This is a genomic window from Photorhabdus sp. HUG-39 (assembly GCF_963878365.1).
Lineage (GTDB): Bacteria > Pseudomonadota > Gammaproteobacteria > Enterobacterales > Enterobacteriaceae > Photorhabdus > Photorhabdus kayaii.
The window spans coordinates 1-14,195 of sequence record NZ_CAWNWY010000060.1 but is presented as its reverse complement, the minus strand read 5'-3'; the positions used below and the strand labels follow the sequence as shown (position 1 = coordinate 14,195).

The window sequence follows — 14,195 nt, the reverse complement described above, 5'->3', positions numbered from 1 at the left end:
CCAACCTTCAGCGCCAGCGAGAATGGCGCTGATGACAAGAAAAATAACATCAATCAGCTCGTATTGACGATTGATGTCAGAACGAGTTTCTTTCACAACGGTTAAATGTTCAATCAGGGTCTGGTTCGGATTCATGGGCGAGTATTAAAAAGAAAAATAAGGAGAATGAGATCATATAATTACGGTTCATTCAAGGGGGGGGGTAAAAAAGTATGCTCGCGCCCTGCCTTCAAGGGGTAAGCCAAAGAAGCAAAGACACTTATCTTGAACGAAGAGAAAGGGCGTCATTTAGGCGCAGTCGGTAATATGCCCTTATAGGGCTAGAGCAAACCACCCGCTATGCGGGTGGTTATGATTCGGCTCTTGCAGCATCTGCTATTACGTACCGATAGAAGTGAAAATCTAAATAATAATTGTAGAGGTCGCATTTTGTGGTTCTGTCACATTAGTGGAACTCACCTGATGTTTCGCTAATGCGACAGAACCATCTAAAGTAATTACTCATAAAAATGATAACATAAGAATAATAATATAAAAGTCAACCAATGTGATTGATAAAGAAAAATGTAACTGATTATGGGAAATAACGTTCCGATAAAGTAAATTACTATTCTATTTTGATGGGATTTTATTATGAAATTTATTGTTGATAGTGAATTGAAATTAACAAATAAACGTTCGGCACTAATTTTGGCTGGCACTTCAGAAATAGGGGAGGCGGTAATTAATGATCTAATTAAACAAGGTTATGATATTATGTTTACTTGGTGGAAAGGAGACGAAAAAGTAAAAAATATAGAAGAAAAATATGGTGATCGCGTAAAGCCAGTACAACTTAATTTAATGAACGAAGAACGAGTCACTGAATTCTGTCAACTTATTGAGAGCGAAAAAATTAATGTAACAATTTATTGTGCAGGGATTAACCCAGCTAAACTGTGTGATGATTTAGATCCAGATACTATAAAAAACATCACCTGGATAAATTTTATTTCTGCTACATTTATTTTTAATGTTATTGCTAAAAACATGAAATTATACAAAGAATCAGAAGCAAAATTTATTTATATTAGTTCCGTGGCTGCTCACAAGACAAATATTGGTAATAGTGTCTATGGAGCAACAAAAATGGCTATGGAGCGATATATGTCGAATATAGCATTAGAGTTTGCAAGATTTAACATACGAACTTTATGCCTTAGCCCCGGTTATATAAAAACACATATGTTGAAAGAATATTGTGATAAAAAAGGTATCACTTTACGTGACATTGAAAAAAACATCCCCACCCGTCAACTACTTTTACCACAAGACATTGTTAATACTATAAACTCTTTTATTAATAACCAAATAACTACTACAGGTATCACGTTAACATTAGGAAACGGTGAGAGGTTAATATAATATGTATATTTCTGTGATAGAAAAAGTATTCAAAGACGTTATGTACATTAGTGAAGATACAAAAATAGATGTAAATAAGTCATTGTTCTTAGATTATGATATGACATCTATCGATTTTATTGATTTTTCTTTTGAGTTGAAGAAAAATCTTAATATTGACATTACCCCTGATACCTTATGGCCTATAAATAAAATGGCTACACTGGAAGAAAACTATTCATTTAAAGATAAAAAATGGACATCCGAAGGGATTTCCCATCTAAACAGACAACTAAAATTTTCCAATAAGGCTGTAATTAATGATTTTGAAATAGAGTTTAAAGAATTATACAAATACTTCACTATTTATTATATAAATCAAAAATTAGTTCATTCTCTACAAAACTAGGAATAAAATATGAGAAGATCATATATTAAAAATTATGGTGTTTATCATCAGTATGCTAAAAGTAGTACAGATTTACTTTCATTAATGACCTATAAATCTAAAACGGCTAGAAATTTTCCATTAGTAAATATTTATTCTGAATCTAAAATTTCTATCAGTGATCCTACATTGATTAAACGAGAAGATCGGGCTGTATTAAATACTATATCTAAATTATCAATCAATGCATTAGCTGATCTGGGGAAAAAAACCAATCTTAAATTTTTATCAAAAGCAAGACTTTACTCAGCTTGTGATAGTGAGGAACATAATTTGAATACGTTGAAAGAGGTTGTTCATAAAGGGGCTGATGATTTTTGGAAAAATCTATCTTATTTTAATAAGTTAGATAACCCATTGGAAATGCTTCGCTTATTGCCGACTAATCCTCTTTATCATATTTCCAAGATACTCTCTAATCATGAAGAGGGAATTCCTTTGCGTTCCGCATCATTAAGTGGCATGAGTGCTTTAAAAATGGCCAAAGAAGACATTATTCATAATGATGTTAAGCAAGGAGTATTAATTATAAATAGCGCAAATATGTTAAGTTCTGATATCTTAACCGTGTTTGGTAAATTTGGTGAAATTCGTGAAAATACGTCAATGAACTCAGGTATTATTCCTAGCTGGGGTAGTGTTATTCTCCATTTGGATCATGATCCGCATGAAGCACTAGCTGAAATAATTTCCATTATTATTCATTATGCCCCGAAAGTAAAATACACACATGAAGATTGGAAAAATATTTTTATCGAACAAAAAAAGAAACACGGTACTCCCGATATAATAATCAGTTATGATAATGGGATTTTAGAACAAAAAGAAGCTGAGTATAATTCAATAGAAAAGATATTTCCAGATGCAAAAGTTATGAATTACAAGTTAATTACAGGTTATACTGGTAGGCTAAACAATATCCTTGATATTCTATGTTGCCTGAATGACCCGGAAATTCCTAATGGCTGTAGATTATTGTTAAATGGCACAGGAATAAATTACGGTTTGGGATGTGTTTTTTTAACTAAAAAGTGACGTGAAAATGGATAAAAATCTACCTTTCGACCCGTTGTGTATTAGTTTATATAGTGCAATCACTCCACTCGGTAATAAATTGGAAGATATATATTTAAATTTGAAAAATAATATCAGTGGAGTTAAGCCTATTAAAAAATTTGACCATCACTCTCTGAGTTCATCTTATGCTGGCATACCCGATGAAGGGAATGAATTACTTCAGTGGCCAAAGAAAAAACATTTCCGTAATGGTGAGCTTTTCTATGCAGAAAAAGCAGCTATTGAACTTTCCCGTCAGATAAGGTTAATGGATTATTATTCATCCAATGAAATAGGTTGTATAATTGGCACAGATGAACCTGCTATGGATATAGATCAGTGTATTGAATTTACTAAAAAACTACCACTGAATGCCACTAGAGAAAATCGTATCAAAGCATCAATTGAACATTTTAAAGTCAGAGAATTATTCGACCTAGAATGCGGTGCCATTCTTAAATCTATTCATAATATTATTCCGTACACTGGCACCAGTTTTGCTCATCTTGGACTTTGTTCAGCTTCAACGCAAAGTATTGGATTGGCTATGCGTGCTATCCAGAGAGGCCAGATAAAGGCGGCTATCACAGGAGGGGTTTCTGCTAAGGTTACTCCATTAAATGTGGCACGCTTAGAAGGGATGGGGGTCATTACGACTGATAATCGTTATACGGGTTCACAACTGTCACGTCCCTTTGATCGCAATCGTAGTGGTTTTGTATTAGCAGAAGGTGCAGTTTTATTTGTTATTGAAAAAGAATCAGCCGTTCGAGCACGCCAAGGAATATCACTGGTGCGGTTACTGGGATATGGCAGTTCCTTGTGCGCTGAAAATATAGTGGCTCCACACCATGATGAACTAGAAATGAGGCTTTCGATGGAAAGGGCACTGAAAGATGCGAAGATTGCTAAGAGTCATATCGATTTTGTTAGTGCTCACGGTACATCAACGGTACAAAATGATCTTCATGAATCCCGGGCTATTTCCAGAGTATTTGGTGAACATCAGCCGGCAATTATTGCAACCAAATCAAATCATGGTCATCTGATCGCGACAGCTGGAGCTATGGAAATACTTACTGTTATTGTAGCCATTTCAGCATAATTTCTTACCCGGTATTTTAAACCTTGATGAACCAGATTCCCAATTGCCGGAACATATCTCGCTAGTTAGACAACATACTTATATGCCTTTGCATTATGCGATAAAAAATTCATTTGGTATGGGTGGTAGTGCAGCCAGCTTAGTACTCGGCAACCCTAACATTATTGAGAATAATTGATATGTTAACTATCGTATCTTTATTACAGAACAATTGGCGCGTTAAAGTTAAAAATGAAAGTTATAATGGTGCCGATTTTACGGCAATGGTGCAAAGTGGTATCACACAGATCTTCATTCACTCTGCTCATTATAAGACTAATCGAGAAGCGCTATTCGTTTTTCTAATCAGAAACAACTTAGAAGGAATGCTCTATTATTTCCTTGCTTCTGCACTTAAACTAAAAGCGATGATTGTGAATATCCGTGATATCACCACAGTCCAAATGTTGGTAAAAGAGGATAATATTGCTGCTTACGTAATGAATCCAGCATGTCAAGCAAGAATCCCTATAAATAAGAAGATTGTCCTTACTTCTCATTGTTCTGGTTCAAATTATATCAGATCTACATACGATTTTACTCCGTTTCCATATGCCTATTTTTACTTTATGACTTCTGGGACAACCGGTAAGCCCAAGCTGATGCAATACAAGGAAATTAGACTTACCGAGAATGCTGAAAAAGTCCGGTGTTATCTGAAGATAACTTCTGACAATAATACCCTGTGTATTTTTCCTGTACAGTATATGTATGGGCTATCTACTATGTTAAGCACTCTAATTTCAGAAGGAGGATTAATATTCGAACACTATCGATTGAGCAGTATTAATGAGATAATCCATTTTTATTCTATCAATACCCTGCCCTTGATTGGTGATTTGATGCTTCCACTAAGTAAAGTACTAACTGAAAGCCGTACACGGTTAGCAACTGTTCTAAATGCATCAGATTGTTTACTTACCTTTCAAGCGACACAAATAATGAATTGTTGTGATGTATTATGGAACAATTTTGGTCAGACTGAATCTGGTCCTCGTTTATTTTGCCATAAATTTGAAACGACCAGTGATATCGAAAAAAGAAGCCGTAATAGCGTGGTCGCTCCAGGTTTTGTTATATCTGACGAAATTCAAATTCAATTGAAAAAAAACACTGATTTTACAACTGGCTTTAGTCAAATGTACTATCAAACACCATATTCTGCCGATGGGTATGTCGATAGTAACCTGACTCTCTTACATAATGATGGATGGTTTAACTCTGGTGATCTCTTCGAAAAAGATAGTGACGATTGTTATTATTGGATTTCACGTACTGTGAACGAGTTTAAAATTAATGGAAAATTTTTCCCTGAAAAAGAAATATCTAATCAAATTATGCAGGAACTTGGTTACGTCCGTCACTACTTTAGCAAAAACTCTGAAGGTTTCATTGAGATAAATATCGAATCAACTGTGGAAAAAGAAATGGTTAGTAATATAAAGAATTTGCTATTACAGTCTTGGCACCGTTACGACTTTATAGTAAATACTATCCCCTTTATTCCTACAACTAATACAGGTAAAATAAAATTCATATCATCGGGGGTAAAATGATAAGGGTTTTTATTAATTTAAAATCAAATCTGTTTCTTTGCTTGTTTTCATATACTGAAAATACTTTGCTAAATGAAGAAAAACATTACCCTATAAAGTTACCTTCTTTTATGAGCCAAGCCAGTAATACTATACGCCAACGAGAATTTGCTAAGCAATATAGTTTAATCTTATTAAAAGAGCTTTTTAGTACTGATTATGCTGCTGTTAACAGCTATTACAGTGTCAGTCATGGTAAGCAGCTTACTGCACTGCTCTTAAGTCATATACCGGAAGTTGGCTATATTGGTGTTGATATTGAGTATCTTTATTATCATAGAAAAGTACGCCATTTTATGATTGATTATCTACGAAAATATGAGAGTTATTTAAACCCAAATACAGATAAAATTTACTTATCAACAGTTGTTTTTTGCTGTATGGAAAGTATCTATAAAGCATTATTTTATTTTCAGCCATTTACCTTTAATATTGACGATTATGTGTTGGAAAAATTCGATGATCAACTGTGCACATTTATTTATGTTGGGAGTGAAATTAAACTTAAAATTCCAAAAATACACTGTACTTATTACGAGATTGATGGTTCAATAATTGCGGTTACGTTAATGAATGACTCTCTTGTTTCTGTCTTAGATGATAGTAATTCGTTAGTGTAACAATAGTATCTACATAAGCGCCCTAATGTTTTCGAAAAATTATTTATTTTCAGATATTGAAATATAAAAGTATTTAAATTAAAAAATAAATTAAATATGCGTCATGTGGTAAGTCATGTTTATAGGTAAAACCTAATTTCAATCACATAGACAAACATCACAATAATGCATTAGATTAGGTGATTTTATTTTCTATTCATACACTATAAGGACATGAATAATGAAAGATTTATTTGTTGCTTTAACTCCTGAGCAATACGAAAATTTTGCAATTGTAGGAACTTCAATATGGAACTTCTATCTTAGAAAACGCCTTCTTGAAGAGATGGCAACTATCACCTCAGAAAAAAATAGTTTATTGGATGTGGGCATGGGGACAGGCCATATGCTTTTTAATTTATTAGATGCTCCAGAACTTATCCATTACCACTTAAACGGAATTGATCTTGATTTACGTATGGTTACTTTCTGTAGGGAGAAAATAAAAAAACACGCGTTACAATCGAAAATAACCGTGTATGAAGGTAGTGCCAGTGCATTACCATTTAATGAACAGATATTCTCATTAGTTTATGGAAGGTCAATTATTCATCATTGGTCAGAACCCCAAAAAGGTTTACAGGAAATATGTCGTGTATTGGATAAAGGTGGGATTGCCATTATTCATGAACCATTGGCTGATGCAGATGAAAAAGCCATTAAGTTATTTAACGAAGAGCGAGAAAAATGTGGTGTTCCCAATATGAGTATCGATGAGAAATATACGTTAGAACAAATTCAGTCACTACTATCCTCATGCCAGATGAAAAACATTGAATACCATGTGAAAAAAGGAACCGGGATAGGTGCTTTAGGTTGTGAAATTCTTATAAAAAAGAAGGTGTAATATGAAAAATTATGACAATTCACAACTATTCCAGAGTGAACGGGAACGTCTGGCAACAATAACACAACTCTATTTTTCTGATTATCAAGAATTTTGCAGTATAGTGCCTGTAAACAAGCAAATACTTTTACCTGTGAATACACCGATAGAAGCGGCTTCTTTTCCTGCCTTGATAGGCACAACCAGCGGAACCACAGGAACAATGAAGGCTGTACGGACTGCTTTCAAAGTGAGTAAAAATTCAGCTTCCAATAGTGAACATAATCTTATTGTCAGGCTAAAAAAACAACAAGTTTTTACTTGCCAGGACGTAGTAGGTAATCTGTTTACGATTAATTTGTTCTCATCATTACACTACTCTGCCTGTGAAATAGCAAAATACTGTCATGCCAATGTAATTCCAATCGGAGATATTAGACTCTTAGATAAAAAACATTTTCATTTTCTCGTAGAAGTTGGTCTTTCCGTATTATTTGGTGTGCCTGCCTCAATTATTCAATTTATTGAGGCAATGAAGTATTTTGATATTTCATTATCAATAAAAAAGATAGTTTTCACTGGTGAATCCCTTCGAAAAGACCAGGAAAAATATATTCTGGATATATTAGGGAATGATTTAAAAATTATTGGACTGTATGGGTTGTCTGAGTGTGGTTTTCTGGGACTTTCTACTGAGAATCATGATCAATATATTCTCTTTAAAGAGGACTTCTTTTTTGAATATGATAATAAGTTTGGGTTGTTAGTTACTTCATTGGATCACACAGCGTCATATCGTTTGATCCGATACCCTACTGGTGATAATGCAAAAATCAGTTATAGAAACGAGAATCTGCTCTTAACTGATATCAGACGTCATATAGATGAATTTAACTTCATGGGGAATGTTGTTAATTGTAAAAAAATAACACGCCTTATTGTCAATAAATTACCCGATGCTAAAATACAAATTGAATTATCTTCTGATAATAAGGGTAAAGAATGTCTCATGATAAAAGTTTTGTCTAAAGAAAATGATAAAGTTGATTTAGATAGCCTAGAAGAAGAAATACGAAATATACCAGAGTTAGCTGAAGTTTATAGTAGAAAGCGAGGAAATGTTTGTTTAATTAAAACAGACTATAACGACTTTTCTCTATCTCCACGAGGAAAGCATTTGTTAATCATAGATAATCGGAGTTAAATCATGTTTGATGATATAATAAATAAGATAAATGAAGCAATAAATTATCCAATAGAGAAATACTCGTTATCACCAAAATTTAATGAGCTTACCACAAAAATACGTGATGACCTTCTAGATGTAAAAAAGTATGACCCTAGTCAATATAATAGATTTTGTGAAATTCAGTCACAGCTGCTGTCAGTTTTAGATAATAAAGCACTAGCATATAGTAAAAATTGGGAAATGATGATTGCTGACTATATGACTGGGACGTTGCCATTCTCTGGAGATGAAGCTTCAGCCGTAGATAAAATGAAAAATTACTATATTGAGCGTAACCGTTCATTATATTTTGATGAGAAAGACTTATTGAAGAATGTTCTTTCCCACCCTAAATATGTCTGTCATGTTGGATGCGGACCAATGCCTTCATCAGTTCTAATGTGGTTGAAATATACTGATGCACACATAACAGCAATTGACCATGACAAATATTCTGTTGAGTCAGCCCGTGCGGTATTTGAAACCTGGAGACGGCCTAAACAAATCTCTGCTGACCGAGCAACATTTGTTGCCACAAAAGGAGAAAATTTCAATTATGCGGGTATGGATCTGATTATCATTTCCAGGGCTATCTTAAACAAAGAAGGCGTTTTTTCTGCCATTCTTAATTCAGATAAGGATACAGTGAGCATCATTGAAAGGACACCTAGGTACTTTTATAGCTTAGAATTCTACCGTCCGAAAGGTTTTGAACGTTATCAGTTAGCGACTAAAGAACGTTACGATACGAACCTTAATTTGTATAAATTTTCCTCATGGAGTGGGGAGGGATAACACAAATTAGGCAGGAAAGCTTTCCCCTTTTATTAAGGGGAAAGCCTATTTTAATAATAGACAAAAGGATATTAAATTATGTTAAATGACATAATAGATAAAATAAATCAGGCAATAGGTTACCCTATAAAAAAACAATCTGGATTACTACCAGAGTTTGATCTTATAGTAAAACAAATACGTGATGATCTTTTGTTTGTTAAAAGAAATCATCCTGATTTATATCATAAATTTAGCCATAATCAGGAGCAATTACTTTCAAAATTGGATAATAAAATTATTCTCGATGAGAAAAATCATGAAACAATTATTGCCAGTTTTATGTGTGGAAAAAAAACACTAACCGGGAATGAAGTATCTACTTTAAGTGAAAATCTAAAATTCTATACTGAGCATTATCGCTCATTATATTTCGACGAAAGAGAATTATTAGAACAATCACCTAAGCATATATGTCATATTGGCTGTGGCCCCATGCCTGCATCGATTCTGATGTGGATGAAATATACAAATGCCAAGGTCACTGCAATTGATTACGACAAAGATGCTATTGAGTCAGCTCGGGAAGTATTTGAAAACTGGCGGCACCATAAAGGAGTGGCTGTTGAACGAGCAACGTTTATCACTGAAGCTGGAGAGAATTTTAACTATGCTGGCATTGATCTGATTCTGCTCTCATCGTCTATCGTAAACAAAGGAAACGTTTATGCTGCCATTCTCAATTCAGCTATTGATATTGTAAATGTAATCGAGCGAATCCCTCATTTTCTTTATCACTCTCAATTTAGAGGTTCAACAAGTTTTGAACACTATTTGTTTGCTACCAAAGAGCGCAACGACATGAATTTGAGACTTTATCGGTTTCCTGCACTCAATGGAGAACAACATGGAAAATAACTCAATTGATTACTATGACATTGAAAAAAACATTCTATATATTCGCCAGAAAAACATTTTAACCTTAGCGAAAAATTATCACTACTTACAAAATACTTGGTTTTCTCTAAGCGGTGATACTTTATCACTTGAAGAAATGGATAGTCTGGTAATGAAAGCCAGCACAGTATTACAAAACAGTGCGTGTGTAGTAAGGATTCAAAAAATGCACCAATTGTTACCCTGCAACCAAGAATTATCTTCCTTACAGCGCTTCATCATACTACTAATGCAAGTAGAAATAGATCAGTCTTTTCTTACCGAACAATCAATTACAGAAGATCAATCTGATTTGATGGTAATACTGTTGTTACCGTGGCTAATTGAACTTGCAAGACGCAAAGAGTACATCCCTCCTCTTCCACAACTAACAAATTGCCGCGCATTTAGTCAATGGTTTCTGACGTCACTTAGTGATTGTACTGATAATACTATTGATAGCAGTTTTATGATGTCGCTGTTATTAGGTGGATTCGGTATAGTTACACCAACCACCGCGACAGTAAGATTTATTGCCAGTACTAAAAACAGTGTTAATTATGCCTTAATAGGGGCTTTATGTGCAGCCGGTCCGTCACATTTAGGTGCTTGTCAACTCGTTACGAAAAAACTTAACGCTTTATCTTCTCGTTTAAAACGAGGGAATATCAAGAGTGCCATGCATAACTATTGTGCCACTAAACCCTATCCGGGCTTCGGCCATCCAGTTATGCCACGAGATACGCGTGTTGATGCATTTTTTTCTCAATATAATGATATATTTACTCCTTATAAAATACTCGCTAATACCATTACCTCTTATTGTGGATTAAACGCTAATGTAGATTATTTATTAGGCTGTGTACTCAGTCAGAGACAGGTTGATCCCTATATTGCCGTACTTGCTTTCTTTGTTTGTCGAGCACCTATCCTATTGAGTCATTATAGACAACGTTTCAATGCACATGCATTTGGTATGAGTTCGAAGGAATTGCGTGAAAAATACAAAGAACTTCCGAAACACTGGTTATAAGGTGCAACATGGAAACACAATTTCTTGCAATATGCTTACCTTTGAGTATTGAACCAAAGAGAGACATGGCAACCAGTGTTGCACTACTTTCAAGTTGGCAAGGGCATCAAAATCACAGTGCCATTAGTCTGTTGATTGAAGCCTTAAATCAGTTTGCGGTTCGTTATGTATCCTCACAGTTTTCAGCTAAAATGCAGCAGCGTTTTCTTCCTGTTATGATTGAACATTTTTCCTGTAAGGTGGCATCATGTGGCAATAAGATGATCGTGGAAGGGGGACTTGAGCGAATCTATAACACTTTCCGTGTTAACTGCCGAGTTTATAGTGGAGGATCTAGAGAAAAAATTGTTGCGCAAGCCAGCATTATCGTCAGTGAAGTAGAATTATCAAAGACGCCTTTCGCTGAGATTTCCATTGAAAACTCTGCTATTTCCCTATGGGAAGTCTGGCCTATCAGCAACCACTGTTATGGTTTCCATTTGAATTCAGGTCATTATTTGTTTCAAGAACATTTTCCGGGACAACCTGTTTGCCCCGGCTCATTACTTATAGATCTTGTTTTCTCTCTGTGTAAAAGGAATGAAAGTAAGACTGATATCATTAAATTACACAAAGTCAAATTCCTGAAAGCGGTAAGACCTGATCATAATTATACAGTATCACTCAAAACTGATAGTGAAGGAATGTTAGGTAATTTTTTTATCTGTGATGAAAATGGTGAACGTCATACTAATGGCAGTTTTTCCTTCTTGTAGGCACTGCCATGAATAATTTGTTAAAATTTTTTATCTCTCTGATTCTCTGGAATCTCTATTCTTATATGATGTTTACTTCATTAAACATAGAAACAAAATTTACAATTTGGGGTTTGCTTTTAGCCTTTCTAATCGTAATTAATCGTCATCTTATTTCATCGTATGAACCGATAACTTTATGAGATTTATCAAATTTTATATTTATTTTTATTAGCGATTGTTTCGATTGGATTTCATTAATTTCTGACTATCCTGCAAGTTTCTGTTACACAATTTTATCTATTATTGCTATAGCCAATTTAATCATAAAAAAGCTATTCACGATTGCATAGTCGTGAGATTCGCTTTCAGAAGATAAGTTCAATCATGTTGTTTTTTATAAAATTTATAAAATATAACATTAATATGGCTTTTTGTTCTTGTAATAAATGGGATCATAGGTTACATTTTTACATCAAAGTAGCATTCCCGCTTACTATCTTTAAGCACTATTGTTTTCACCATGCTTGTATCTAAATATTTACCCTAAATAATGAGGGATTATTACAGAAAGAAAGCAAAATCACCTTAATGATAAACTTCTCATACAAAAAAACTAATGAGTGACAACATGCCACAATACATCACTATTATAAAAGACACACCTATATGGGTCTGGATTCTGCTTGTATTTCTTGTCATAAGAGGCATTAAAGCTCTTTCAGACCGTGAAATGAGTATAGGGCGCATTTTCTTGCTGCCTACCGTATTTTTAGTTTGGGGAATACATAGTGTTCTCACGGAAACCTACTTCTCAAATTTATCACTGGTGATGATGGGAATCGGTCTGATTTTCGGTACTACTATTGGTTGGATACTATGGAGATCACAACCACGATTAAGAAAAAAAACTAACAGCAACTTAATTATTCGCCCAGGTACGCCTTTGATATTGATAGTGATCATGATTACTTTTGTAAGTAAGTTTCTTATGATGGCTTTATTGAATATTTACCCAATATTGCTACACTCATTACATTATAATTTATTCTTCGGGTTATTGAGCGGCATTCTTGATGGTATTTTTTGGGGAGGAACACTGAATCTTTTTATTTCATGGTGTAAGAATAAGAGTTCATAACCAAGATCAATATTACTTCTCGTTAGGTTATTTTTTTGGTTAGCGTGCGTAAGAAAACTGCTGTGATAACGACGGCTTGATCATTGATGCTTGTATAGCAAAGCTGCAAACGGTAGATAAGTCTGAAGAAATTGAAGTTTTATTTATGTACTACGCTTTAGGGCTTTCCAAACGGTCTATAGCGCGTTTACTTGAAGTATCGGATATTGAAGTGCGTTCCCGGTTACAAAAGGGAGAAAGTTTTGTACAGGGATGTCTGGCTATGCTCGATATTAAGTTAGAAATGGATGATGAAATACGAGAGCACAAAAAGCTTACGCGTACGCAAAAAGCTATGGTAGTGTACTAATCAGTTAAAGTTGCGAATAAGCGCTAAAGCTAATAAGCCCCAATATTCTTATCGGGGCTTATTTCATTTGGCTCTTGCAGCATCTGCTATTACGTACCGATAGAAATGAAAATTTAAATAACAATTGTAAAGGCCGCACTTTGTTGCGGCCTTTTTCGTATTTATGGCTTTAGCCAGTTTAAGTAGCGTCAGCTGCTTAAACATAAAACCACCCGCTATGCGGGTGGAGACCCGAGGTTATACCAAGAAAAACACCTTTCCGTTACGCTATAGATGTTCAAGCTAATATACGTAACTGAAATAAGGAAAGGTGTTTATGGGGATTAAAGCACAAAGCTCAGCACATACAAAGTGGCTGTGCAAATACCATATCGTTTTTTCGCCGAAATACAGACGAAAAGTCATTTTTGCCCGTATCCGTACAAGCATAGGTGAAATATTACGAGACCTTTGTAAGTACAAAGGAGTTGAAATCATTGAAGGCCATTTAATGTCAGATCATGTCCATATGCTCGTGAGTATCCCACCGAAAATCAGTGTGTCGAGTTTTATGGGATATTTAAAAGGCAAAAGTTCGTTGATGATATTTGATAAGCATGCGAATTTAAAATACAAATTTGGCAACAGGAAGTTCTGGTCAGAAGGATACTATGTAAGTACGGTGGGGCTCAATGAAGCCACAATCCAGAAATACATAAGAGAGCAAGAAAAGTCAGATTTAATGCAGGATAAATTAAGGGAACCTCTAAAAACTTTTCACAGCCACAAAATTGAGTAAAATGTAGGCACAGTACATCTCTGCAAGGTAGCGCTGTCATGATACCGCCTCGTTCTGCTTTAAAAAAAGACAAGCTGGCATCCGAATATCACCGTCGAAAAATCGATGAAT

At 34.6% G+C, this 14,195-nt stretch carries 14 protein-coding genes and 2 pseudogenes; 15 read left to right on the top strand and 1 reads right to left on the bottom strand.

The features are described 5' to 3' along the window. Nucleotides 1–135, bottom strand: a pseudogene (locus AAC155_RS23200) (transposase family protein); the annotation flags it as partial. 498 nt (nucleotides 136–633) lie between these two features. On the opposite strand from AAC155_RS23200, the gene AAC155_RS23195 reads away from it, so the two are divergent. The 15 genes and pseudogenes from AAC155_RS23195 to tnpA all read left to right on the top strand — a co-directional run bounded on the left by AAC155_RS23195 (nucleotide 634) and on the right by tnpA (nucleotide 14,084). Further along, entirely contained in the window at nucleotides 634–1,404 is a 771-nt protein-coding gene (locus AAC155_RS23195; protein WP_113044311.1) for an SDR family NAD(P)-dependent oxidoreductase, read from the top strand. Between the two features lies 1 nt (nucleotide 1,405). Then, the gene (locus tag AAC155_RS23190) at nucleotides 1,406–1,792 is read left to right on the top strand and encodes an acyl carrier protein (RefSeq protein WP_113044310.1); all 387 of its coding nucleotides are present in this window, start codon (nucleotides 1,406–1,408) and stop codon (nucleotides 1,790–1,792) included. A gap of 9 nt (nucleotides 1,793–1,801) precedes the next feature. Next, the gene (locus AAC155_RS23185; RefSeq protein ID WP_113044309.1) at nucleotides 1,802–2,866 is read left to right on the top strand and encodes a hypothetical protein; all 1,065 of its coding nucleotides are present in this window, start codon (nucleotides 1,802–1,804) and stop codon (nucleotides 2,864–2,866) included. Between the two features lie 7 nt (nucleotides 2,867–2,873). Continuing rightward, on the top strand, nucleotides 2,874–3,992 hold the full coding sequence (locus AAC155_RS23180; protein ID WP_113044308.1) for a beta-ketoacyl synthase N-terminal-like domain-containing protein: 1,119 nt from the start codon (nucleotides 2,874–2,876) through the stop codon (nucleotides 3,990–3,992). Nucleotides 3,993–4,171: 179 nt separating this feature from the next. Further along, nucleotides 4,172–5,587: an AMP-binding protein gene (locus tag AAC155_RS23175; protein ID WP_113044307.1), complete on the top strand. Its 1,416-nt coding sequence runs from the start codon at nucleotides 4,172–4,174 to the stop codon at nucleotides 5,585–5,587. Further along, entirely contained in the window at nucleotides 5,584–6,246 is a 663-nt protein-coding gene (locus AAC155_RS23170; protein ID WP_113044306.1) for a hypothetical protein, read from the top strand. Before AAC155_RS23175 ends, AAC155_RS23170 begins: the two co-directional genes overlap by 4 nt. A gap of 220 nt (nucleotides 6,247–6,466) precedes the next feature. Then, nucleotides 6,467–7,132, top strand: a complete 666-nt coding sequence (locus AAC155_RS23165) for a class I SAM-dependent methyltransferase (protein ID WP_113044305.1) — start codon at nucleotides 6,467–6,469, stop codon at nucleotides 7,130–7,132. A 1-nt stretch (nucleotide 7,133) separates the two neighbouring features. Further along, the gene (locus tag AAC155_RS23160) at nucleotides 7,134–8,315 is read left to right on the top strand and encodes an AMP-binding protein (RefSeq protein WP_113044304.1); all 1,182 of its coding nucleotides are present in this window, start codon (nucleotides 7,134–7,136) and stop codon (nucleotides 8,313–8,315) included. Nucleotides 8,316–8,318: 3 nt separating this feature from the next. Next, nucleotides 8,319–9,134: a hypothetical protein gene (locus AAC155_RS23155; RefSeq protein ID WP_113044303.1), complete on the top strand. Its 816-nt coding sequence runs from the start codon at nucleotides 8,319–8,321 to the stop codon at nucleotides 9,132–9,134. Between the two features lie 78 nt (nucleotides 9,135–9,212). Further along, a complete protein-coding gene (locus tag AAC155_RS23150; RefSeq protein ID WP_113044302.1) occupies nucleotides 9,213–10,031 on the top strand; it encodes a class I SAM-dependent methyltransferase in 819 nt (272 codons plus the stop codon). Further along, nucleotides 10,021–11,082: a citrate/2-methylcitrate synthase gene (locus AAC155_RS23145; RefSeq protein ID WP_158536628.1), complete on the top strand. Its 1,062-nt coding sequence runs from the start codon at nucleotides 10,021–10,023 to the stop codon at nucleotides 11,080–11,082. The genes AAC155_RS23150 and AAC155_RS23145 overlap by 11 nt, the downstream gene beginning before the upstream one ends. An 8-nt stretch (nucleotides 11,083–11,090) precedes the next feature. After that, nucleotides 11,091–11,837 carry a hypothetical protein gene (locus tag AAC155_RS23140; RefSeq protein WP_113044300.1) on the top strand — a complete coding sequence of 249 codons (747 nt, stop codon included), beginning with the start codon at nucleotides 11,091–11,093 and terminating at the stop codon, nucleotides 11,835–11,837. A 610-nt stretch (nucleotides 11,838–12,447) separates the two neighbouring features. Further along, nucleotides 12,448–12,957: a DUF6622 family protein gene (locus AAC155_RS23135; RefSeq protein WP_228903045.1), complete on the top strand. Its 510-nt coding sequence runs from the start codon at nucleotides 12,448–12,450 to the stop codon at nucleotides 12,955–12,957. 67 nt (nucleotides 12,958–13,024) lie between these two features. Beyond that, a pseudogene (locus tag AAC155_RS23130) lies at nucleotides 13,025–13,306 on the top strand (antiterminator Q family protein); the annotation flags it as partial. Nucleotides 13,307–13,622: 316 nt separating this feature from the next. Continuing rightward, complete coding sequence (gene tnpA / locus AAC155_RS23125) at nucleotides 13,623–14,084, top strand: IS200/IS605 family transposase (protein ID WP_113044298.1); 462 nt, start codon at nucleotides 13,623–13,625, stop codon at nucleotides 14,082–14,084. The last annotated feature ends 111 nt before the right edge of the window (nucleotides 14,085–14,195 follow it).